Origin of the sequence: Solibaculum mannosilyticum (assembly GCF_015140235.1) — a bacterium.
GTDB classification, from domain to species: Bacteria; Bacillota; Clostridia; order Oscillospirales; family Acutalibacteraceae; genus Solibaculum; species Solibaculum mannosilyticum.
Genome location: NZ_AP023321.1, coordinates 1511233 through 1533819 on the forward strand (window position 1 = coordinate 1511233; position 22587 = coordinate 1533819).

Genomic DNA, 22587 nt, shown 5'->3' on the forward strand with positions numbered 1-22587 from the left:
TACCATACCTTTCCCCTCTTGCCAATGACGTTTTGACAAAAAACAGCCCCCGCCGCTCCTTATAAAAGAGCGACGGGGGAAAAGAAAGAAGGTAAAAAAATCCCAGCTTGTATTGTCGATGTTTTATCGCGTAGAAACGTCCTCTAAATCGTCTAACGAATGGAGGAACATTTGGTCATAGGAGCGCTGTTTTTCGCATCCAGCAGCATGAGCCGGGCTTCATAATGGGTCAAATCGCCTTCAGGTACCTCAAACGAAATCGATAGATTCATCTGATTGCCGGAAAGAGCAAATTTTTCCAACGACGTATCCACCATACGGCCGTCTTTGTACAGAACAGCCGCCAACACTACATCACCCTGCAGCTCAGATCCACTTTCCAAAGTAGCATTTGCGATCATCTCTCCGGAAGATAACGCAATGGTATGGTTGATATCCGACACATTATTTTTATAGAATCCGGTGGAGATGGTTGGTTTTCGATTGGCGGAGTCGTAAATCTCGATTTCATGGATGGTATAATGTCCCCAATCTCCGTATGCCTTGTTGACTTTGATGCGGAATCCCTTGACGTTTTCCACACGGTCAAATGTGAATTCCTTGCCTTCGCGGGATTCCTGACTGGTCTCCCATTTGGCGTCTTCCACCGTACCGACTGTCTGCCAATTGTCCACACCGTTTTCTGAAACTTCAATGTCCCAGCTGTAGGGTGCCTGAGCTTTGTTGTAGTTGGCATACAGCCACATGGAATCAAAGGATTGAGGTTCTTCCCATGTCAAGGTAAAATAGGCCGGCAACGGCATCCCACCCGACAAAAATCCGGTTTGGATATTGCCGTCGTTGATTTTGTCGGGACTGCCGCCGATGTCAGCTGATGTCCATTTAGCGTCGCTGGTACATTCGGCTGTCAATGCCAGATTATCACTTTCCTCGGGTTCTTCCGGTTGTTCTTCGGTCCAGCTATCCGGCAGATCAGGGGTCTTGGTGTCTTCATAGGTGGGCAGAGCTTCATCCCGATAGTCGCTGCCCCAGTCGGAAGGAGCGGAACCCATTTCAAATTCAATTTTACCGCCGTTTACAATCTGCTCGTGGGTCAGAACGGGAATATCCAACGCTTCCCCATTGAGAGTAGCGGACTGGATATACATGTTCTCTTCAGAATTATTGTGGGCGATGATCTCAAAATCCTTATCGCCGGTGTGAATGGTGACTTTATCAAAGAAGGGACTGCCGATCATGTATTCACCCGAGGCCGGATTTACGGGATAGAATCCCATAGCAGTAAACAGGTACCAAGAGGACATCTGACCGCAGTCGGAGTTACCGGTCATACCGGCGGCCGGATCGTTTGCGTAATGTTCGTCGGCAATCTGGCGGACAAGACGCTGCGTCTCTGACGGTTTGCCGCTGTAGTCGTAGAGATACGCATAGTGATGGGACGGTTCGTTGCTGTGGAAATTCTGTCCGGTGGCAAAGTAGTTGTCCAGGATGCTGTTGAAGTTGTCACCCATCAGATTCATCAGTCCAGTGACGTCCTGCAGCACACAGTAGGCGTAATTCATCTGTTTGCCCTCAGTCCATCCGGAACCTCCTCCGGCGAATTCACCGTTGTAATTGCGGGCTTCCAACAGATTTGTTTCCGGGTTAAACATATTTTTATAGTTCTGGCTGCGTTGGATGAAATACTCATAGTCGTCCTGTTTGCCGAGAGCCTTGGCCACTTGGGCGATACACCAGTCCTCATAAGCGCCTTCCAGGGTATTGGACCCGGCTTCGGCGGTCTTATCGGCCGGGACATAACCCAGCTCCATATAATAGGTCAGACCTGCGCGGGCTTCATAGGGCACGCCGGTTTGACGGTCCCCCCACCAAGTGGTTGTATCGTTTTCAGGGGGAACCATGCCGTCCTTAAGAACGGCCTCATATGCTTCTTCCAGATCCACGCCGTCGATTAACCCCTTGTTGACCGCCTCCGCCACTACGGAATCAGCCGGAGTGCCGATCATAATGTTTGTGTAGGACGGATTGGGCCATTTGGGCATATAGCCGCCTTCGTGATAAGCGTTGATCAAGGAATTGATCATGCCGGGAACGCGTTCCGGCGCTACCAAAGTCAACATGCTGTTTTGGGCGCGGAAGGTATCCCACAGGGAGAAGGATGTATAAGAATCGCCCACGTGAATGGAATCGTCGTAGGCACTGTAGTACCGTCCATATTCAGAGAATTCCACCGGGTACTGGAGGCTGTGATACATACCGGTATAGAAGATATGCATGTCCTCGTCGGAGGCGCCTTCTATATCAATAACGTCCAGCTTCTCTTCCCAAGTATCTTTGACCGACTGCTTGACTTCATCAAAAGTCAACTGTGTATTACCATTGTATTGTTCCCTCTTCAGGTTGTCGCGGGCCTGGTCAAAGCTGATGAAAGACGATGCCACCCGCACTTCTACCATCTCATTCTCTGCGGTATCAAAGGTGACGTATGCACCGACGTTGTTACCCGTGATCTCATTGACGCCCTCTTTCAAAGCGCCGTCTTGGGTGACGCCTGAAGTCTGAAAGGGTTTGGAGAACTGGATGACATAGTACCCTTTGAAGTTGGGCAGAGAAACGCCTCCCAAATGGGAGTCCATACGGTCGGGATTATAGCCATAGATCTCGCCCTTTTCGGGATCGATCACAACGCTGCCCTCCACACCGCTGCGAGTCATCTCCACATAGATGTTTGCCATATCATTTTCCGGATAGGTAAAGCGCAAAACACCTGTCCGAGAGGTAGCGGTCATTTCCCCGGTAATGGTACGGTCGGAACCGGCATCCATATCGACCGAGTAGTAATAAGGACTTACGGTTTCATCCTCATGGGTAAAGGATAAACGACGGTCATTGGTACTGGTCTTAACCGAGTCCACGCCCGGCATGATGGTTAAGTAGCCAAAATCGCCCATCCAGATGGCCGGCTGATGAGTGGCCTGGAACCCGGTGATATACTGGTCATCGTACCGATAAGCGGCAGTACCAATGCTATTCCGACGGGTTTGAGGCGTCCATTTGGTCATGCCAAAGGGAGGCGCTACCGATGGAACGGTCCCTCCATAGTCGCTTTGACCCCAGCTATGGATAGCTGCATCGTAGGCTGTTCCAATGTAAGGATTGACATAGTCGATGTGTGAATACGTCTGATCCGACGTAGATTCTACGGCTTCTGCAATTGGCAATATACCAAGAGAGAGAGCTAAGACCATGGCAATTGCCAAAAGCCTTCTGAGCCTTTTCATTTCATTTTCCTCCTTAAAATACCTTTATTTTGTTGATCAATTTTGGGCTATTGATCCGAGTTGGCTCCCTCTCCGGTTTATTATAGCACCTTCTTTTCTCATTCGCCATCCTTTTAACAATGTTTTATATCTAATTTAATTCATAATATTATTCCCGCTTTTTTAGTAACTATCTACAAACAAGGGCTGCAACAAAAATACAAATTTCTCTTTTGGTTGGAATACATAAATTCCCTTAATCTACAGATACTGAGAATAACTCTAGGTCAAAGGCGGTGTAGTATGACCAATGTGGTAGTTTACGACCAAGATGGTCACGGTGGATTGTCCGGAGATCTGATCTCTGCCCTAGCCAAAAACGGCGGTGTACAGTATCACACTTGGGAACGTGTGGGATGCTGTCCATCTGAGCACACTCCTCAGTTTGTGCTGTCCCAGAGCGGACATCCCCTCCGTTTGGAACTGCTGGAGGGCATTGTAGTATTTGGTTCCAAAGCCCCCTCCACCGCCAACTTTTGTATTCCTGATAGTGTCCCATGTCTGGTGGAATCCACGAACACTGCTGCTTTATGTACTCTTATGTCTTCTTCTCATACCGCTATCTGCTGTGGCCTTTCCTCTAAAGATACATTTAGCGTCTCCAGCCTGCGGGATCATGAAGCTGTGGTAAGCGTTCAACGGCATCTCACCGCTCTGGATGGACGCCCTATAGAACCAGGTGACATCCCCATCCGGCTCAGCCACGCACAGAGCGCCTATTCTATTATGGCTTCTTGTGCTGTCTTGCTTTTCTCAGGCCAGGATCCTGAACATGGTTTTTCTTTTTAATTTCGATAGATAAAATAGATATTCTATCCAAAAATCAAAAATCGCTTCTGTATCCAATTACAAATTCGCTTCTTTTTTACAAATTTCTTATCTGTTTTTTTACTACTAATATTCGTATTTGGAATTGACTTTATTCCATCTCTGTTATAAAATGCCTATGGTTTATATGTTTTATACTAAATCGCAAATTTAAATTGGACTTTAAATGGTAATTTTCATAACAAAAAAGGCACCTCCCTCACCAGTAGAGGTTGAGGGAGGTGTCAACAGGTCTTAAATTTTTGCTGTTTAAATCTGAATCAGTCGGATAACATAACGCAGTAAGAACAGAATGGAAATAATGTACATAACCGGATGGACCTTTTTAGCCTGGCCACGTACGATTTTGATAACAGTGTAAGAAATACAGCCGTAGGCGATACCATCGGCAATGCTGTATGCCATGGGCATCATTAGCAACGTGAAGAAAGCCGGGATTGCAATTTCAATATCGCCCCATTCGATATCCTTGATGGAGCTGGCCATCATGACGCCTACGATGATGAGGATCGGAGCAGTAGCGCCGGTGGGAACAAAACCCAGCAGCGGCATAGCGAAAATAGCCAATACAAAACAGGCAGCTGTCGTAATACCGGTAAGGCCTGTACGCCCGCCTTCCGAGATACCCGAGCTGGATTCTACATAAGTAGTGACGGTCGAAGTACCTAAGATAGCGCCGGCTGAAGTGGCGATGGCATCGGCCAGCAGGGCTTTGTTTGCATTGGGAAGATTGCCGTCCTTATCCAGGAAGTTGCCTTTGCTGGCTGCGCCTACCAGAGTACCAATCGTATCGAACATATCCACCATAGTCAAGGACAAAAGCACCGACACAATGGAGAAGATCAGGACTCCCACACCATTGCTGGCGTCAAACAACGTCGAAAATCCATTGATGAACTGGCCAAAAGTCGGGGCCAACGAGAGATTCAAATTAAAGCTGATTTCACTGACGTTGGGCATACCTACCTGCATTCCAAAACCGTACTGCATGATAGCACCTACGACAGAGGTTGCAAGGATGCTCAAAAGCAAACCGCCCTTGACCTTCCAGACTACAAAAGCAATGGTGATGACCAAGCCAATGACGGCCAAGATCGTGGTGGGACTTCCAAGATTGCCCATGGTGACTAAAGTGCTGTCGTCATTGCCGACGATGCCGGCATTCTGCAGGCCGATAAAGGCAATAAAAAGGCCGATGCCGCCGCTGATAGCCTTTTTCAAAGGCAGAGGGATGGCATTCACAATAGCAGTACGCAGTCCGGTGAGGGTAATAATGATAAAGATAATACCAGAGATAAATACGGCGGCAAGGGCTGATTGCCAAGAATAACCCATCTGTCCACAGATGGTGTAGGCAAAAAAGGCGTTAAGGCCCATGCCGGAGGCCAATGCAAAAGGATAGTTGGAAAGCAGTGCCATCAAAAGTGTACCAATGGCTGCAGCCAAACAGGTAGCCACCAAAACGGCGTTTTGATCCATGCCGGTAGAGGCCAGCATAGGCGGGTTGACAAAGATAATGTACGCCATGGTGAAGAAAGTCGTTAGACCGGCGACAATTTCAGTTTTCGGGTTAGAGCCTGTCCCCTTAAAATTGAAGAAGTCGCCCTTTGGATGAATGGGGGTACGCGGTGGGGCCTTGGTAGTACTTACCATAGAGATTCCTCCTTAAAAATAAATAGCCCGACAACCAATGCCGGGCACTCAGCACTTTTAGTATATCGATTCTTCCCCAAAATTACAATTCGCTAAATAACCAAAATTGTTATGTTTTTTACATAAAATTTACAATTCTTTTACACTTTTACTGATTGAGATTTTTTACCTATAGAATTCTCCTCTTCCACTCTTTTTTCTATATATTTTTATTATTTCTTATGCAAAAAAATGATATATTCCCTCAATCATTTCTTAATACAAAACTCTAGTTTAATGTAACCGCCCTTCTCTTCACATGGATTTTTCTCTCAATATACCTAAAAAGACTTATAAAAAGGGGATGATGATAGAAAAAGTAAAACAGCCTTTCCCTATCTTTGTTTTCCCTGTCGTTCGACACCCCATTAAACTGCATTAAGGAGATGACACCATGAAACTCAAAAAAAGAATCTTATCCTTAGCACTGGCAGCCGTTATGGTCTTGACTACGATGGTTGTATCAGTTTCCGCTCAAACAGCTGACGAAAGTCCTCTGGGCTCTTCTAACATTGCCAGCGAAAATGCAGAAGAAAACACCATCATTAAAAGCGTGGTTCTTAACCATGATGATGTTAAGCAGCCTTCTGTATTTGTCAATGCTACATTTGATGTCACAGTCAAAACCACAACCGATGCGGATCAGATCTACATCTTCAACGAGGGAGATCGATACATCGCACACTGTGAAAAGGGCGATTATGTGGAGGAAAATGGAATCCGCACCTTTGAATTCCCCATTTCCCTCGGCACTCCCGGCACTCGTAAACTCTACATACACGCTTATGCAAATGGAAAATCCCTCGAAAATTATCGCAAGGCTCTTACTGTACTTCCAGAAGAACCTTCCGGGAAAATTAAAAGCGTGGAATTCTTAAAAGACGGTCAGGTCGCTGATAGCTTTGTCACCAACGAACCTTTTGATGTGAGAGTGGTTACAAGTAAGGAAATCACCGATATCGCTCTTCTCAGTGAAGAAGGCGAATATAATGGATCTATCGCCTATAGCCGTACCGATAACGGAGATACCTATACCTTTATGTACCGGTCGGCTGTGCCTACGCCAGGTAACCGCAGATTTACCATCTCGGGCAAAAATGCCAATGGGGATTCAATTGACTACTATCGTCACGAAGTCTACATCGCTATCGCTCAGGATTACGATTTAGATGTCCAGTTCTCAAAAGACGGACAGCCTATTTCCTCTGTCTATACCGATGAATTATTCGATGTAACCGTTACCTCCCCAATCGAACTGGGTTACGTTTTTGTGAACAATGAAAGAATGCTTACTATTGCTCAACACAATCTGACTCACGAGGTAATCAATGGCCAACACGTCTATAAATTCCAGATCAGTTTGGGATCTGCCGGTTCGAACCGTGCACTCAATGTATATGGTGGTATATATGACGAGACTGAAACGATTAGTGGTATGAGAACCATCGGTGGTAAAGTAATGAACATTGATGTCGTTGCCGCTCCGGAGAATCCCGATGACTACCAAGTGACATTCTCCATTGACGGTAAAGAAGTCACTTCTGCAAAGGTGAATCAGACTTTCGACGCCACTTTTGTCACACCGGAAAATATCGGTAGGGTCGGCATCAAGAACGAACGCGGCAATTGGATCACCACATATGATATGAAAACCTGGGTGGAAAATGGAAAACGTATTTTCACCTGCAATCTCAGTGTTGGTTCTGCCGGTCAACGTACCTTTACCATTATGGCAGAGGTGAACGGCGCCAACTGGGTCGAGGTTATGGATGTCCCATTTACCATTACAAAATAGCCAAAATTCTTAAAGCATAACCTTTCATTAGGAATCGACGAACGATAACGATAGGGAAAAATAAAAGCTGCCCCGGTAGACGTAATTTATCGTCCTCACCGGGGCAGCTCTATTTTCTTTAGGATATATAATATCTTCCCTAGTATAAACCCACATTTAAACAATGGATGCCTTTTTGCCTTTCGCACGATCCTTTTCCAGCAAACGGCGCATGGCCATCCAAGCACGTTTTAAATTTTCGTCCATATACTTAAGGGCCAGCTCCTCCTGCTCCGGATAATCCATCAGCATCCCGAATAAAGTATACGTAATGGCCGACTTCAAATCCACATTGCCCATGGTATAGCTCTCATTGATAATCTCAAACACCCGCTTGATAAAGGCATTCTTCTTTTGGGTCAGGAGATCCAACAGGTATGGGAAGATGATTTCCTGAATAAAGGTATCCGGAAGAATCTCGCCGTATTTTTCCTGGTGCGCGTCATACTGATCCTGAAACTGGGGATAGGTTTCCATGAAACGGTGAATCATCCCCTCCAAAGTATTGCGATTTCTGCTTTTGGCCTCCTCCCGCTGAGAGATGGCCCTCTTTGAGGTAAACAGGTCATTTACCGTATCCTCAAAATCATTTGCAATGGATTTTGCATCGGTCAGATCATTGGTATCCGGATCAAAAAGCCACAGAGCAAGCTGTTTTGGAGAATCACTCACTTTTCCGTTTTCCACCGCCGCTCTCGACAGGCGATACTTTTTCTGCTGGGCATCCCACTGGAGCACGATGGCCTGCTCCGAGGAAGCAAACACAGCCTTACGACCCTTTTGATCATCGGTTTCTTCATCGCTGACACAAGGCATCTCCACCTTGGCCAGGATCGGGCTGATCCGTTCTTTTATCAATTCAAATGCCTGATTGTTTTCCAACGTGATGACACATCCTTTTTTCCGGTTTACTAGGTATTCTAACACACACTTTTCATTTTGTCACCACAATTTGGCGAAACCGCCTGACATCACGCATCTTATTGACTTTGCCCCCTGGAAAGTGTTAGAATAAGTGATTGATATCCCTTCGTAAAATGATGGAAGAACATCTTGTTTTTTCCCTTTTGATAGCTTATTCACATAGAACGCTTTTGGCCGTTCTTCACGATCCATTGGAAGGTATGGTGGTAATAATGTCCAAACGATCGGTCGCCGTACTGTTTGGCGGCAATTCTTCCGAGTATGAAGTGTCTTTGATGTCAGCTGCGTCGGTGCTCAGCAACATCCCCACCGACCGCTATCAAATACACATGGTGGGAATTACAAAAGAAGGCCAGTGGATTTATTATACCGGTCCGGTGGATGAGATCCAAAACGGCGTCTGGTGTGAGCATCCCGACAACCGTCTCGCTTGGATCTCGCCGGATTCCACCGCTCCGGGCCTGATGGTGGCTTCAACCGGTGGCAATCGTCTGATCCCACTGGATGTGGTATTCCCCGTCCTGCACGGCAAAAACGGCGAGGACGGCAGCATCCAGGGCCTGATGCAGCTGGCGGGTATCCCCTGCGTCGGATGCTCCGTGGCGGCATCGGCTGTGTGCATGGATAAGGTATACACCAATATGGTGCTGGACAGCGCCGGTATCCCGCAGGCTAAATGGGACTGGTGCCATGTTTCGGACTATCGATCTTCGCCAAGGGAGATTCTCGACCGGGTGGAAAAATTGGGGTATCCTGTATTTGTCAAGCCTGCCAATGCCGGATCGTCGGTAGGTGTGGGCAAGGCAAAGGATCGGGCTTCTCTGAAGGCCTGTATCCAGGAGGCCGCCAAGTGGGATCAGAAGCTCCTCTTTGAAGAAGGCATCGATGGAATTGAAGTGGAATGTGCCGTACTCGGTAATCAATGCCCCATCGCCTCAGTGGTGGGAGAAATCTCTCCCTGCAATGAATTTTACGACTACGAGGCAAAATACGAGGCCGACAGCCAGTTGTTTATCCCCGCCCGTCTTCCTGAAGAGACCTCTGAATTGATCCGGCAGACGGCTGTAAAAGCCTTCCGCGCTTTGGATTGTTCCGGCCTTGCCCGGGTGGACTTCTTTGTCCGCCGGTCGGACGGCGCAGTTCTTCTCAACGAACCCAATACCATCCCAGGCTTTACCTCTATCAGCATGTATCCCAAGCTGTTCGACGCCTCCGGCCTGCCCTATCCCAAGCTGCTGGATCGATTGCTGGGTCTGGCCATGGAAAGGACGGGTCGCTGATGGATGCAAGACCTATCGGCGTATTTGACTCCGGCCTTGGAGGCTTAACCGTCGTAAAGGAGCTGGAGGCCCTTCTTCCGGGAGAGGACATCGTCTATTTTGGCGATACCGGCCGGGTCCCCTATGGAACCCGCAGCTTTGAAACCATCGAGCGGTACGCCCGGCAGGATATGAGCTTTCTGTTGGAAATGGACGTCAAATTGATGATTGCCGCCTGCGGTACGGTCAGTTCAGTGGCCCCTCATGTGGGCAACGACATCGACATTCCCTTCATCGGCGTGGTGGAACCGGCTGCTCGAAAAGCTGTCGAGGCCACTCAAAACGGTCGTGTTGGCGTTATCGGCACCACTGCTACTATTCAAAGCGGTGCCTTTGATTCCACCATCCACCGCCTTGCATCCGGAGTATCTGTGTTTCAGCAGGACTGTCCTATGTTTGTCCATCTGGTGGAAAACGGATGGTGTACTGCGGATGACCCCATCGCCCGGCTGGCGGCTGAGCGATACCTTGGCGGCCTTAAGGATCAAGAGGTGGACACTCTTATTTTAGGATGCACCCACTTCCCTATTTTACGCCAGGTCATCGCCCAAGTAATGGGGCCCGATGTCACCCTCATCAATACCGGCGCTGAAGCTGCCCGCAGAGCTGCAACTCTGCTCAAGGAATCGGGACAATGCGCGCCAGCCGACAAGAACAGAGGACGGTGCCGTTTCTTTGTCAGTGATGCTGTAGGCGGTTTCAATCGGACAGCCAGTATGTTTTTGGGCCGGGATATCCGGGAACAGGTCTCCCGGGTGGACATCATCAACCACCCTATTCTTCCGTCCTGTTCCTCGGCCAAAGGAGAATAAGAAGTTGAAAAAAGACGTTTTAATTGATATCAAGGGGATGTACCATACCTCAGAGGGGAAGGATTCCATCGAGTTGACTACCGTGGGTTCCTTTACCCGCATGGGAGAAAAGTACTACATTACCTACCGCGAAACCGAGGCTACCGGTATGGAGGGCACTGTCACTACCGTCAAGGTGGAGGGGAATCAGCGGGTCACTCTGCTGCGCAGCGGCGCTCAGAAATCCCGGATGGTGCTGGAACGAGGCCAACGGCATCTGTGCGCTTACGATACTGGGGTAGGCGTTATGACCATTGGTATCTTTGCGGAAAATATTCAATCCTCCCTCCAAGAGGACGGCGGAAAACTGAGTTTTAAATATACGCTGGACATCAATTCCGATTTGGCCAGCTGCAATGAAGTCGATATTACAGTTAGAGAGGTAGGAAAACAGTCATGTCCTATGTCGTAAAAAAAGCAACCGATTCGATCCGTGCATCCATCCTGTCGGCGGTGGAAAAGGCTGGGGAGGCCGGTCAGCTTACCCCGTCTCAAGCCGAGCTTCCGGCCTTTATCGTGGAGATCCCGGGCGACACATCCCACGGCGATTTCGCCACCAACGCCGCCATGGTGTTTGCCCGTACCTTTCGTATGGCACCCCGCAAAATTGCCGAGATCCTGACCCAAAACATCGCTTTGGACGGATATCTGGACCGAGTGGAGATCGCCGGTCCCGGATTTATCAATTTCTTTGTGAACCCTCAGTATTACGCCGACGTACTGTTGGATGTGTCGGACAAAGGCGAGAATTACGGCCGATCCGATTATGGCAAGGGTGAGAAGGTGATGGTGGAGTTTGTGTCTGCCAACCCCACAGGCCCTATGCACATCGGAAACGCCCGCGGCGGCGCTTTGGGTGATGTCTTAGCATCGGTGCTGGATATGGCCGGATATAACGCCTACCGCGAATTCTACGTCAATGACGCCGGCAACCAGATCGAAAAATTCGGCATGTCCCTGGAAGCCCGATATCTTCAGATTTACAAAGGGGAAGATCAGATTCCCTTCCCGGAAGACGGCTATCATGGCGCCGATATCAAGGAGCGTGCCCAGCAATTCGCCGATCAGGAGGGCGAGCAATATGTAGACCTTCCCTCTGATCAGCGCCGTGCTGCACTGGTGGCCTTTGCCCTGCCTAAAAACGTGGAGGGCCTTAAAGCAGACTTAGGACGCTATCGCATTGAATATGACAATTGGTTCCACGAAAGCCTGCTCCATGAGGACGGTGAATTGACCGCCACCATCAATCTGATGAAGGAAAAAGGCCTGACCTATGAAAAAGAAGGGGCTTTGTGGTACAAAGCTACCGAGCATGGCGGGGAAAAGGATGAGGTTCTAATCCGTCAGAACGGCAATCCCACCTATTTTGCCGCCGATATCGCTTATCATTACAATAAATTCGCTGTACGTGGATTTGACCGGTGCATCAACGTGTGGGGAGCCGATCATCACGGCCACGTAGCCCGTCTGAAAGGCGCGTTGGACGCCATCGGCTTGGACGGCTCTAAGCTGGATATCGTACTCATGCAGCTGGTGCATCTGATGCAGGACGGTGAACCAGTCCGTGTCTCCAAGCGCACCGGCAAATCCATCACCCTCTCTACTCTTCTGGACGAAATCCCGGTGGATGCCGCCCGTTTCTTCTTCAACATGCGGGAAGCCAACACCCAAATGGATTTTGATTTGACATTGGCTGTAGAGCAATCCTCTCAGAACCCGGTTTATTATGTTCAATACGCTCACGCCCGCATCTGCTCCATCCTCAAAAACTTGGCTGCTGAAGGAATTACACCCCGGACTTGCTCCCAAGAGGAGCTGATGATGTTAAACACGCCGGAGGAGCTGGAGCTGATCCGTCACCTCGCTTCTCTCACCGGCACTATTGTGGATGCGGCTAAAGCTTACGATCCCGCTCGTATCACTCGTTACGTCACTGATCTTGCCACTTTGTTCCACAAGTTTTACAATTCCTGCCGTGTCAAGGGTGAAAATGAACCATTGATGCAGGCGCGGTTGTCCTTGTGTTTGGCTGTACGCCAGGTAGTGGCCAATATCCTAAGAATGCTCAAAATCTCCGCCCCGCAGGTAATGTAATCCCGGGGTCAATCTTATGAAAGGCTGAATAGAACCATGTCTTTCCCCTATCATCTTCCCCTTTTACTGGACGGTGCCACAGAAACCCATTGTTTAGCCGCCGACATGCCTCATGGCGTTTGCACAGAACAGTGGATTTTAGAGCATCCAGAGGTTTTGTCCCAGTTGCAGCATGCCTTTGTGGCCGCAGGCTCCCAGGCCGTCTTAGCCCCCACCTTCGGCGCCAACCGTGCAAGATTAGAGCTTTACGGGTTGGGAGAACATATGGTACAATTCAATCAGAAATTAGTAAGCCTCACCCGCGATACCGTTGGGACTAATGCCCTTGTAGGCGGTACGCTTTCCCCCACCGGAATCCTTATTTCTGATGAGGACGATCAGTGGGACGGCGATGTAGTGTTTCAGAAATGGCTTACCATCTACCGGGAACAGATCTCCATCCTGCGGGAATGCGGTGTGGATTTCTTGTTCCTGGATAGCATGACCGGCTTACCGGAAGCACGCGCCGCCATGTTGGCCGCCAAACAGTCCCATTTGCCGGTGCTTTGTTGTCTTACGGCCGACCAGACTGGACGTACCTTATCCGGCAGTCTCTTTCTTCCCTCTCTTATCACCCTTCAAGCAATGGGGGCTGACGCGGTTGGCTTAAGTTGTTCCATCCCAGAGGATATGGTGGATCTATTGGAAGAAGCCCGTATGTTTGCCACCGTCCCTCTCATCGCAAAAGCCGATGCAGGTCTCTCAGAGGCCGATGAAGAGGATCGTCTCGCACCTGAAGAATTTGCCGCTCAGTTTTCCCCCATCTTGCGGGCAGGCGCTCGGGTGGTAGGCGGATGCTGCGGCACCACGCCGGAACACATTGCTGAACTGTCTCGATTCCTACGTGATCTTCCGCCTGTCAAAACCCGGGTTGGAGCGGACGATTTTGTGGCTACCCGAGAAGACGAAGCCTTCTTCTTAGGGGATGACATCCTGCTCAGCGATCCTATTCCCTGCGACTATGGTCTTGCCGATGCCCTCATTGACATCGAGGACGAGCAGGTCAACGTCGTCAAAGTGCAGGTGCACAATTCGGAAGAAGCCCGTCAGTTGGCCATGGATGCTCAGATGTCCCGTTTGCCTATCTCCATCCTATCCGACGACCCGGACGCCTTGGACGAAGCTCTGATGCTTTATCATGGCCGTGCTTTAGTGGATTCCGACAGCGAAATGGACGAGCGCTTGCTCCGCCGTATTGCTGAACGATACGGTGCTATTGTCTATTAAAAAGCTATAGAAAAAGATCCCCCTTCCGGTAAAAGCCAGAAGGGGGATCTTTTTATTCTGTCTACTAAAGGCTGATTATTGATCGAACTCCATGCCGTCCCCGGGACCATCGTAATCGTCGATGATCTCGCCGGCACGCATGCGGTATTGCCTCCGTGATTCTTCGATGTATTCGGAAAGGGCCTCCCGGAACTGGGTTACATTGCGGATATTCTTAATCTCCAAATTCGGGCTGGTCTTATCCGACGAGACTACCTTGATACTTCCCAGACGAAAAATTTTCTGCATCAACGTCCGTTTAACCGTGATATCCATTACGCGGTAAAGTAAAATCTCATTTTCTACCGACGTAAGAAGCCCTGTATTGATCAGAAGCTTTTTGGGATTTAACGTGTATTTCGTGAAAGTCCAAGGCAAACCGAAAAAAAGCAGACGTTTGCGTTCCACATAGATTTTGGAACCTGTGCTGGATACGGGCATAATGGTCACTCCTTATTTGTGCGGCCTTGTGTGGAGCCCTTGATGGCGTCCCAGTAAGCTTTGGCCGCCTGCTCATTCTTATTATCTCCAAATTGATAATAGGACACATCTTTCAATCGGTCTGGCAGATACTGCTGGTCCACCCAATGACGGGCAAAATTGTGGGGGTACTGATAGGTAAGACCTCGCCCCATCTTCTTGGCCCCTTGATAATGGCAGTCCTTCAGGTAGGCCGGCACATCCCCCGTTTTGCCGGCTCGGATATCCTCTGCCGCCGCAAGGTACCCCATATAGGCCGAATTGGACTTCGGTGCAGTGGCCACCAGCACAACCGCATCGCTCAAAGGAATAACGGCTTCGGGCAATCCCACCTGAAAAGCGGCATCCACACAGGCCTTCACCACGGCGATCCCTATGGGATACGCTAACCCCATATCCTCACAGGCACATACCATCAGCCTGCGGCAAGCTGATTGAAGATCTCCTGCCTCCAGAAGGCGCGCCAAATAGTGAAGGGCTGCATCTGGATCCGACCCTCTCATGGATTTTTGAAAGGCCGATAAAATGTCATAATGCTGATCGCCGTCGCGGTCGTAGCGCATGGAGCTACGCTGGGCCAGCTGCTCTACTTGCTCTGAGGTCACTGTCCGAACCCCGTCTTCTACAGGAGCGGCCATGGCACATAGTTCCACCGCATTGATGGATTTGCGAACGTCCCCACCGCAGGCTACAGCGATCTGATGGGCGATATCCCCGTCCAATCGGATGGTTTCCTTTCGTTCCTCCTCCAGGAAGTAGAAAGCCCTTGTTACTGCCTTCTCCACCTCTTCCGGCTCCACTGGATGAAATTCAAACACCGTACATCGGCTCAAAATCGCACCATATACATAAAAATACGGGTTTTCCGTCGTAGATGCGATCAGGGTAATGCTCCCATTTTCAATGTGTTCCAGCAGTGTCTGCTGCTGACGTTTATTAAAATACTGGATCTCATCCAGATAAAGCAACACGCCTCCAGGAGCCGCCAAGGTATCCAGCTCCCCTACCACCGCTTTGATATCGGCTGTAGAGGCGGTGGTACCGTTGAGCTTATGAAGACGTCGATGTGTCTGCTGGGCGATGATGGAGGCAACAGTGGTTTTGCCTACGCCGGGGGGGCCATAAAAGATCATGTTGGGAATGTTGCCGGACTGGATAATGTTCCGAAGCGCCTTACCCGGCGCCAACATATGGGTTTGACCCACCACATCATCCAATGTCCGCGGCCTCATCCGATCTGCCAATGGTGCAGACAACCTTCATCGCCTCCTTTGTTCATCCATACTACCTATTATTTCTCAGAGGAATCCTCTAAGAAAAAATCCAGGGCATGCTGGACATATTCATCCCAAAAGCCCCATTGATGTTCTCCCGGCCCCTCTTCGTACCGATATGCAAGAGAAATATCATCCAAATGCCGGCGGAAATCATGATTTTGTTCCAATAGGAAATCATCTTCTCCACAGCAGAAATAGAGTACCGGCACCTGTCCCGACGCCTTACACCCATCGGCCAGCTGATACAAATTGCAGTCCGGTGGGACAGGCTCGTCCGGATCATACAACGCCACCATTTCCTGTCTCTGATGCTCATTGGCCAATTTCATGGTTTCCACAGCGTCCAGCGCGCCCGAAAGGGATGCTGCACGTCCGAATACATCCGGCCGGCTCAACGCGCATTTAAAGGCGCCGTATCCGCCCATGGATACCCCTGCTACAAAGGTATCCTCCCTTTTTTCTGAAAAGGGAAACAGTTCCCTGCATCGCTTTGGAAGCTCGTCGGTGATATAACTGAAATAATCCATGCCATAACGCATATCGGTATAAAAGCTCCGCTGCACTTCGGGCATTACCAGTGCAATCCCCCGTTCATTGGCGTACCGTTCCACAGACGTATTGCGCATCCAGTTGGAATGGTTGTTGCCGATGCCGTGCAACAAATAGGCCACCCTGTACCCTTCGGAGGGTACAGGGTGAAGTTCGCAGGGAATGGTAATAAAAAGGCTGGTCTGCATATCCAATACAGACGATTTTATATCCATCTGCAAAAAAGCCATGGAAAGTCTCCTACCACTTATTCATAAAGGGGATATTTGTTGCAGAGTTCTGTGACCTGGGCACGGATTGCGTCGGCCGAATTCTCAAAGTCAGTGGCGGTGCGGAAGATAGCATCAGCGATGACGTCCATATCCTCTACACCCAGACCACGGCTGGTAACGGCCGGGGTACCCAAACGCAGGCCGCTGGTGACAAACGGGCTCAGAGGCTCATTGGGGATGGTATTCTTGTTGGCGGTGATGTACACCTCGTCCAGACGATGCTCCAGCTCTTTACCAGTGATATTCAGGCTGCGCAGATCCACCAGCATCAGATGGTTATCGGTACCACCGGATACCAAATTGACGCCCCGGTCGGTCAGGCCTTTGGCCAAAGCGGCAGCGTTGTCCTTGACCCGCTGCTGGTACTGTTTAAATTCAGGAGTCAAAGCCTCGCCCAGGCAAACGGCCTTTGCCGCGATGACGTGCATCAAAGGACCACCCTGATTGCCGGGGAAAACAGCCTTGTCAATCTGCTTTGCGTACTCTTCACGGCAGAGGATCAGGCCGCCGCGGGGACCGCGCAAAGTCTTATGGGTGGTGGTGGTGACGACATCGGCATACGGAACGGGCGACGGATGCAGTCCAGCTGCAACCAATCCGGCAATATGAGCCATATCCACCATCAGCATGGCGCCCACTTCCTTGGCGATCTGGCCCAGACGCTCGAAGTCGATGATACGGGGATATGCACTGGCACCGGCCACGATCATCTTAGGCTTATTTTCCAGAGCCAATTCACGCAGATTATCGTAGTCGATCCGATGGGTGACGTCGTCCACGCCGTAGGGAATAAAGTTATAATATTTGCCCGACATGTTGACAGGAGAGCCATGGGTCAAATGGCCGCCATGGGCCAAGTTCATGCCCAGCACTGTGTCGCCGGGGTTCAAGAAAGCAAAGTAAACCGCCTGGTTGGCCTGGGCACCGGAATGGGGCTGGACATTGGCATGCTCCGCACCGAACAACTTCTTGGCTCGGTCTCTGGCGATATTTTCCACAATATCCACGTATTCGCAACCGCCGTAATAGCGTTTGCCGGGATAACCTTCGGCATATTTATTGGTGAGCACGCTGCCCATAGCTGCCATAACAGCCGGGGAAACCAGATTCTCCGAAGCGATCAGTTCCAGATTGCGGCGCTGACGGCCCAATTCTTTTTCCATAGCCTGGCTGACTTCCGGATCATACTGGCTTACAAATCCAATTGTATCCATCATATCTGCATACATAAAGGGTTCCTCCATCCTATTTTGCAATTATATTTTAAAAAACGTACAATTTCTTCCATTATACACAAATTATCGCACAAATACAAGCGATCTCCCTGAATTACCACTAGAAATACCATACGTTCTTCCCGTTCATCACAGCCCTTTTTTCTCTGATTCGCATCTATTTGCACGACATTCTTTAAAATCCCTGTATAAAACAAGGGATACAATTGACTTCATCTATTATAATGATACTATGTAATAAATCATCCATAAAACATTAAGGAAACATGAAATTGAGAGAGGTTGTGACATCAATGGATTTTAAAGAATTTAAATACTATCTCTGGGATTCCCTGCGGGATATCAACGAACAATTGGATCGCGTATTTGAACCGGCCTGCAAGCAATACAATCTCACGATGATTCAAGCTCAAATTCTTTTAAAGATCGATCACTTTGGCCCCTTGCGCGTGGGAAGCCTTGGGAAGAGCATCAACATTGCCGGAGGCAACATCTCTTCTCTCTGCAAAAAGATGGAAAAACAAGGCCTCCTGCTGCGGTATCGGGATACGGAGGATGAACGTGCTGTCAACATCGCTTTGACTAAATATGGACAATCGGTGGTAGACGGCATCAGCATCATTTTGAGGGAACAGTATTCTGCTATGATGTCCTCCCATCCCCAGGAGGATCTGGACTGCATTGTGGAAGGTCTCAAGCGATTGAACGTTTTGCTGCACAAGTTAAACAGTTCCCCCGCCCTCTATTGATGAAACAACGGAAGAAGGAGAAGTTGCATTCATGACTAATAAGACGTCCAATGACTTAGGACGGGATAGCATTGGAAAGCTGTTGTTTCGTTTGGCGGTCCCCTCTATCACCGCCCAAGTGGTCAACATGCTTTATAACATTGTGGACCGCATTTACATCGGCCATATTCCCGGTATCGGCGCTACTGCACTCACCGGTGTAGGCGTCACTTTCCCCATCATTATGATTATCGCCGCTTTTAGTTCTCTCATCGGTATGGGAGGCGGTCCCCGCGCATCCATCTGCATGGGACAGGGAAAATACGATGAAGCCGAACGGATCCTGGGCAATTGTTTCGTCACTCTTTTAGGGATCTCCGTGGCGCTGACAGCTCTTTTTCTCCTGACAGGAGAACCTCTTCTTTATCTCTTTGGAGCCAGCGATGACACTTTGCCTTACGGCTTGAGTTATATGAATATCTACGTCAGTGGCACTATTTTCGTCCAAATGGCCCTGGGGCTCAACAGCTTTATCACCATTCAAGGGCGTGCCAAAACCAGTATGCTTACGGTAGTCATTGGTGCGGTGGCCAATATTGCCTTGGATCCCTTATTTATTTTTGTGTTCGACATGGGCGTACAAGGTGCCGCTATCGCCACCATTATTTCGCAGGCGTTATCATCGGTGTGGGTCCTGTGGTTTTTGATGGGCAAACGCACTAAGCTCAAGATCCGGCGCAAGTATCTCCAGATCAAGTGGTCGATTGTGGGACCTGTTTTAGCTTTGGGGGTCTCCCCTTTTGTTATGCAGAGCACGGAAAGCCTTGTCAACATCGCCCTCAATTCCTCCCTCCAGTGGTATGGCGGCGACATTGCCGTAGGCTCTATGACCATCTTGTCCAGCCTCATGCAGGTTTTCACCCTCCCTCTCACCGGATTGACGCAAGGCGCACAACCTATTATCAGTTTCAATTACGGCGCCGGCAACAATGACAGGGTAAAAAAAGCTTTCAAGCTGCTGATTCTATATGGGTTTGGATTCGCCTGTGCGTTCTGGCTGACGGTTATGTGTATGCCCCAGGTTCTCATCTCGCTCTTCACCTCCGACCCTGAACTCATCGGATTTGCTTCGTGGTCGGTGCGTGTTTACTTAGCGGCCATCTTCATGATGGGAGCCCAGATCTCCTGCCAGCAGACCTTCATCGCTGTGGGACAGGCAAAGATTTCTCTTTTCCTCGCCACTTTACGCAAAATCATCATCTTGATCCCCCTTATCTATATTTTACCCAATTTCTTATCCGATCAAGTATTTGCCGTATTTTTGGCCGAACCCATTGCCGATGCTGTGGCATCTGTCGTAACGGTGACAATTTTCTTTTTGCGGTTCAAGAAGCTATTGGATAATAACCCCAATATTTTGAAGCATCAAGCCTCTATTTCCTTAGAAGAGGACTAAATGGACTAAAAAAGTATAAAATCCCTCTTGACCCGATGATTATAATAGAAGTAGGGAGTGTTTCTTTTGGAGGATTTTGGTATACTTTCGGAGGAGCCCGTAAAGCATCACCAAAAAACGCCTTTTTCCCGCGGCTGCACTTCGTGAATAGCGTATCACGGGTTGGGGTGAGGCAAGGCCTTGATTAGGCCGATCTATTGACAAAAGGAGTTGCTACTCGATGAACTGGCTTCGTAACTTTATGTCCGGCCGCTATGGACTGGACCAATTATCCTTGGCTCTGGTGATTTTAACCATGGTGCTCACTCTGATATCCAGCATTTTCCGGTGGCCTATTTTGGTGATCCTCTCTTATATTCCGCTGCTTTTGTGCGTTTTACGGTCGTTATCCCGCAAGACTGATAAACGTTATCGTGAAAATCAGCGGTTTCTTAAGATTTGGAATCCCATAAAGTCCAAATTTTCCCTGTGGTTTTCCCGCCGTGAGGACCGGAAAACCCATAAGTATTTCAAATGTCCCCATTGTTCTAATACCTTACGCGTCCCAAAAGGACGGGGTAAGATCAGCATTACTTGTCCTGTTTGCAAGACCCAGTTTATTCGTAAGTCCTAAGACAGTCAAAGCCTGAATTCACAGTATAGTTTGGAGAGAACAAAAATGCTAGAACTAAAAAATATTTCCCTTCGGGTAGAAGGCTGTAGAGAGATTCTGGACGACATCAGCCTCACTGTGGAGGATTCTAAATTTGTAGCCATCACTGGTCCAAACGGCGGCGGGAAGTCCACATTAGCCAAGGTCATCGCCGGCATCCAGCCCCCTGACAGCGGCACCATCTTACTGGACGGACAGGACATCACCGGCATGAGCATCACTGAGCGGGCCAAGCTGGGTATTGGATTTGCTTTTCAGCAGCCGGTCCGATTCAAGGGCATTACGGTGCGGGATCTCATCAATTTAGCCGCCGGAGGCAAGTTAAAGGATCCTGAAATCTGCGCTTATCTGAGGGATGTAGGCCTCTGCGCCAGAGAATACATCAATCGTGAAGTCAATGCAAGTCTTTCCGGCGGCGAGATCAAGCGGATCGAAATCGCCATGGTCATCGCACGCAAGACAAAACTGACCATCTTTGACGAGCCGGAAGCCGGCATCGATTTGTGGAGCTTTCAAAATCTGATCGACGTCTTCCGCAAGATGCGAGATGAAATCAACGGTTCTATTGTCATCATCTCCCACCAGGAGCGTATTTTAGATATTGCAGATGATATAATCGTCCTGTCGGGAGGCAAACTGGTTGCCCACGGGCAAAAGGACGACATCCTTCCAGAACTGTTGGAGGGCGGAGAATGCAACTTCTGTCTTAACCGGGAGGGAAAAAGAGTATGAACAACATTACCAAATCGCTGCTGGAAATGGTGTCGGACATCTTTGGCACCCCTCAAGGTGCTTACAACATCCGTGAGGACGGTGAATGTGCCGGCCGTCAATCCACAGAGCAGGTGGAGATCATCCCGAAAACCGATAAGCCCGGCATCGACATCATGGTCAAAGCGGGTACCAAGGGCGAGAAGGTGTATATCCCCGCCTGTATCACTCACAGCCATGTGGACGATCTGGTGTACAACGATTTCTACATTGGTGAAGATGCCGATGTTACCATCGTAGCGGGCTGCGGTGTGCACACCGACGGCAGTGAGGATTCTCAACACAACGGCATTCATCGCTTTTTCATCGGCAAAAATGCCCGGGTGATTTATCTGGAGAAACACATCGGTACCGGCGACGGTTCCGGCAAACGCATCATCAATCCCCAGACAGTTGTCCACATGGACGAGGGCAGTTATATGGAAATGGATACCTCCCAAATCAAGGGTGTGGATTCTACCAAACGCGTCACCCGCGCCAAGGTGGCTGGCGGCGCGAAGCTGGTCATTAAGGAGAAGATCATGACCCATGGCGATCAGACGGCTGAGACCGATTTTGTGGTGGATCTGGACGGCGTAGATTCCGGCGCCGATCTGATCTCCCGCTCGGTGGCCAGAGACCGTTCCAAGCAGGTCTTCCGCTCGAAGATCAACGGCAACACCCAGTGTACCGGCCACTCGGAATGTGACGCCATCATCATGGACGACGGCGTTGTCAGTGCCATCCCGGAACTGACGGCCAATGATGTAGACGCCGCTTTGATCCACGAAGCCGCTATCGGTAAAATCGCCGGTGAACAGCTCATTAAGTTGATGACCTTGGGTCTCACAGAAGAAGAAGCGGAAGCAAAAATCATCGAGGGCTTCTTAAAATAAACAACTCCTATCGTATTGTTAAAATCACCTGATATGCATTCTTTTCTGCCGCGGAGAGTGCATGTTGGGTGATTTTTATTTGTAAGGCAAACCAGCTTTACAGATATGTCTTGTTTTTCTCTTTA

19 protein-coding genes are annotated in these 22587 nt (G+C 49.3%); 12 read left to right on the top strand and 7 right to left on the bottom strand.

The features are described 5' to 3' along the window. Window positions 1-152: 152 nt before the first annotated feature. On the bottom strand, window positions 153-3281 hold the full coding sequence (locus C12CBH8_RS07155) for a GH92 family glycosyl hydrolase (protein ID WP_215532877.1): 3129 nt from the start codon (window positions 3279-3281) through the stop codon (window positions 153-155). Window positions 3282-3563: 282 nt separating this feature from the next. On the opposite strand from C12CBH8_RS07155, the gene C12CBH8_RS07160 reads away from it, so the two are divergent. Then, window positions 3564-4109, top strand: coding sequence for a hypothetical protein (locus tag C12CBH8_RS07160; RefSeq protein WP_099322209.1), 546 nt, complete (start codon window positions 3564-3566; stop codon window positions 4107-4109). A 288-nt stretch (window positions 4110-4397) separates the two neighbouring features. Here C12CBH8_RS07160 and C12CBH8_RS07165 read toward each other — a convergent pair whose 3' ends face one another. Then, entirely contained in the window at window positions 4398-5801 is a 1404-nt protein-coding gene (locus C12CBH8_RS07165; protein ID WP_099322210.1) for an NCS2 family permease, read from the bottom strand. A gap of 478 nt (window positions 5802-6279) precedes the next feature. Here C12CBH8_RS07165 and C12CBH8_RS07170 point away from each other — a divergent pair, with 478 nt between their 5' ends. Next, window positions 6280-7635, top strand: a complete 1356-nt coding sequence (locus tag C12CBH8_RS07170; RefSeq protein WP_147625105.1) for a hypothetical protein — start codon at window positions 6280-6282, stop codon at window positions 7633-7635. A 156-nt stretch (window positions 7636-7791) separates the two neighbouring features. On the opposite strand, the gene C12CBH8_RS07175 is transcribed toward C12CBH8_RS07170, so the two are convergent. Next, window positions 7792-8556 (bottom strand): DUF7674 family protein, encoded by a 765-nt coding sequence (locus C12CBH8_RS07175; RefSeq protein ID WP_215532878.1) that lies wholly within the window; start codon window positions 8554-8556, stop codon window positions 7792-7794. 254 nt (window positions 8557-8810) lie between these two features. On the opposite strand from C12CBH8_RS07175, the gene C12CBH8_RS07180 reads away from it, so the two are divergent. The 5 genes from C12CBH8_RS07180 to C12CBH8_RS07200 are packed head-to-tail and all read left to right on the top strand — an operon-like array spanning window position 8811 to window position 14128. Further along, on the top strand, window positions 8811-9878 hold the full coding sequence (locus tag C12CBH8_RS07180; protein ID WP_215532879.1) for a D-alanine--D-alanine ligase family protein: 1068 nt from the start codon (window positions 8811-8813) through the stop codon (window positions 9876-9878). Next, window positions 9878-10729, top strand: a complete 852-nt coding sequence (gene murI / locus C12CBH8_RS07185) for a glutamate racemase (protein ID WP_215532880.1) — start codon at window positions 9878-9880, stop codon at window positions 10727-10729. Before C12CBH8_RS07180 ends, murI begins: the two co-directional genes overlap by 1 nt. A gap of 4 nt (window positions 10730-10733) precedes the next feature. Further along, the gene (locus C12CBH8_RS07190) at window positions 10734-11180 is read left to right on the top strand and encodes a YwiB family protein (protein WP_246441344.1); all 447 of its coding nucleotides are present in this window, start codon (window positions 10734-10736) and stop codon (window positions 11178-11180) included. Next, a complete protein-coding gene (gene argS, locus C12CBH8_RS07195) occupies window positions 11165-12862 on the top strand; it encodes an arginine--tRNA ligase (RefSeq protein ID WP_215532881.1) in 1698 nt (565 codons plus the stop codon). Before C12CBH8_RS07190 ends, argS begins: the two co-directional genes overlap by 16 nt. A 36-nt stretch (window positions 12863-12898) precedes the next feature. Beyond that, window positions 12899-14128, top strand: coding sequence for a homocysteine S-methyltransferase family protein (locus tag C12CBH8_RS07200; protein ID WP_215532882.1), 1230 nt, complete (start codon window positions 12899-12901; stop codon window positions 14126-14128). 75 nt (window positions 14129-14203) lie between these two features. Here the strand turns inward: C12CBH8_RS07200 and C12CBH8_RS07205 are convergent, their stop codons facing one another. Genes C12CBH8_RS07205 through C12CBH8_RS07220 form a run of 4 tightly spaced genes read right to left on the bottom strand, consistent with a single transcriptional unit; the run spans window position 14204 to window position 17974 of the window. Then, window positions 14204-14608 (bottom strand): PH domain-containing protein, encoded by a 405-nt coding sequence (locus tag C12CBH8_RS07205; protein ID WP_099322217.1) that lies wholly within the window; start codon window positions 14606-14608, stop codon window positions 14204-14206. A gap of 5 nt (window positions 14609-14613) precedes the next feature. Continuing rightward, window positions 14614-15903 carry a replication-associated recombination protein A gene (locus C12CBH8_RS07210; protein WP_246441348.1) on the bottom strand — a complete coding sequence of 430 codons (1290 nt, stop codon included), beginning with the start codon at window positions 15901-15903 and terminating at the stop codon, window positions 14614-14616. Between the two features lie 35 nt (window positions 15904-15938). After that, window positions 15939-16703, bottom strand: a complete 765-nt coding sequence (locus C12CBH8_RS07215) for an alpha/beta hydrolase (protein WP_215532883.1) — start codon at window positions 16701-16703, stop codon at window positions 15939-15941. Between the two features lie 17 nt (window positions 16704-16720). Next, complete coding sequence (locus C12CBH8_RS07220; RefSeq protein WP_090267000.1) at window positions 16721-17974, bottom strand: serine hydroxymethyltransferase; 1254 nt, start codon at window positions 17972-17974, stop codon at window positions 16721-16723. 299 nt (window positions 17975-18273) lie between these two features. Here C12CBH8_RS07220 and C12CBH8_RS07225 point away from each other — a divergent pair, with 299 nt between their 5' ends. From C12CBH8_RS07225 to C12CBH8_RS07245, 5 genes are all read left to right on the top strand, one after another. Then, window positions 18274-18729 (top strand): MarR family winged helix-turn-helix transcriptional regulator, encoded by a 456-nt coding sequence (locus C12CBH8_RS07225; RefSeq protein ID WP_171846432.1) that lies wholly within the window; start codon window positions 18274-18276, stop codon window positions 18727-18729. A 31-nt stretch (window positions 18730-18760) separates the two neighbouring features. Next, complete coding sequence (locus tag C12CBH8_RS07230; RefSeq protein ID WP_215532884.1) at window positions 18761-20164, top strand: MATE family efflux transporter; 1404 nt, start codon at window positions 18761-18763, stop codon at window positions 20162-20164. A gap of 220 nt (window positions 20165-20384) precedes the next feature. Next, entirely contained in the window at window positions 20385-20777 is a 393-nt protein-coding gene (locus C12CBH8_RS07235) for a hypothetical protein (protein WP_090266993.1), read from the top strand. A 45-nt stretch (window positions 20778-20822) separates the two neighbouring features. Continuing rightward, the gene (locus C12CBH8_RS07240) at window positions 20823-21548 is read left to right on the top strand and encodes an ABC transporter ATP-binding protein (RefSeq protein ID WP_090266991.1); all 726 of its coding nucleotides are present in this window, start codon (window positions 20823-20825) and stop codon (window positions 21546-21548) included. Beyond that, window positions 21545-22462, top strand: a complete 918-nt coding sequence (locus C12CBH8_RS07245; protein ID WP_215532885.1) for a SufB/SufD family protein — start codon at window positions 21545-21547, stop codon at window positions 22460-22462. The genes C12CBH8_RS07240 and C12CBH8_RS07245 overlap by 4 nt, the downstream gene beginning before the upstream one ends. Window positions 22463-22587: the final 125 nt, after the last annotated feature.

Bases quoted from the DNA above. Each gene is read 5' to 3' on its own strand.
- C12CBH8_RS07155 (WP_215532877.1), bottom strand. From the start codon at position 3,281: ATGAAAAGGCTCAGAAGGCTTTTGGCAATTGCCATGGTCTTAGCTCTC.
- C12CBH8_RS07160 (WP_099322209.1), top strand. From the start codon at position 3,564: ATGACCAATGTGGTAGTTTACGACCAAGATGGTCACGGTGGATTGTCC.
- C12CBH8_RS07165 (WP_099322210.1), bottom strand. From the start codon at position 5,801: ATGGTAAGTACTACCAAGGCCCCACCGCGTACCCCCATTCATCCAAAG.
- C12CBH8_RS07170 (WP_147625105.1), top strand. From the start codon at position 6,280: ATGGTCTTGACTACGATGGTTGTATCAGTTTCCGCTCAAACAGCTGAC.
- C12CBH8_RS07180 (WP_215532879.1), top strand. From the start codon at position 8,811: ATGTCCAAACGATCGGTCGCCGTACTGTTTGGCGGCAATTCTTCCGAG.
- murI (WP_215532880.1), top strand. From the start codon at position 9,878: ATGGATGCAAGACCTATCGGCGTATTTGACTCCGGCCTTGGAGGCTTA.
- argS (WP_215532881.1), top strand. From the start codon at position 11,165: ATGTCCTATGTCGTAAAAAAAGCAACCGATTCGATCCGTGCATCCATC.
- C12CBH8_RS07200 (WP_215532882.1), top strand. From the start codon at position 12,899: ATGTCTTTCCCCTATCATCTTCCCCTTTTACTGGACGGTGCCACAGAA.
- C12CBH8_RS07205 (WP_099322217.1), bottom strand. From the start codon at position 14,608: ATGCCCGTATCCAGCACAGGTTCCAAAATCTATGTGGAACGCAAACGT.
- C12CBH8_RS07215 (WP_215532883.1), bottom strand. From the start codon at position 16,703: ATGGCTTTTTTGCAGATGGATATAAAATCGTCTGTATTGGATATGCAG.
- C12CBH8_RS07220 (WP_090267000.1), bottom strand. From the start codon at position 17,974: ATGTATGCAGATATGATGGATACAATTGGATTTGTAAGCCAGTATGAT.
- C12CBH8_RS07225 (WP_171846432.1), top strand. From the start codon at position 18,274: ATGGATTTTAAAGAATTTAAATACTATCTCTGGGATTCCCTGCGGGAT.
- C12CBH8_RS07230 (WP_215532884.1), top strand. From the start codon at position 18,761: ATGACTAATAAGACGTCCAATGACTTAGGACGGGATAGCATTGGAAAG.
- C12CBH8_RS07235 (WP_090266993.1), top strand. From the start codon at position 20,385: ATGAACTGGCTTCGTAACTTTATGTCCGGCCGCTATGGACTGGACCAA.
- C12CBH8_RS07240 (WP_090266991.1), top strand. From the start codon at position 20,823: ATGCTAGAACTAAAAAATATTTCCCTTCGGGTAGAAGGCTGTAGAGAG.
- C12CBH8_RS07245 (WP_215532885.1), top strand. From the start codon at position 21,545: ATGAACAACATTACCAAATCGCTGCTGGAAATGGTGTCGGACATCTTT.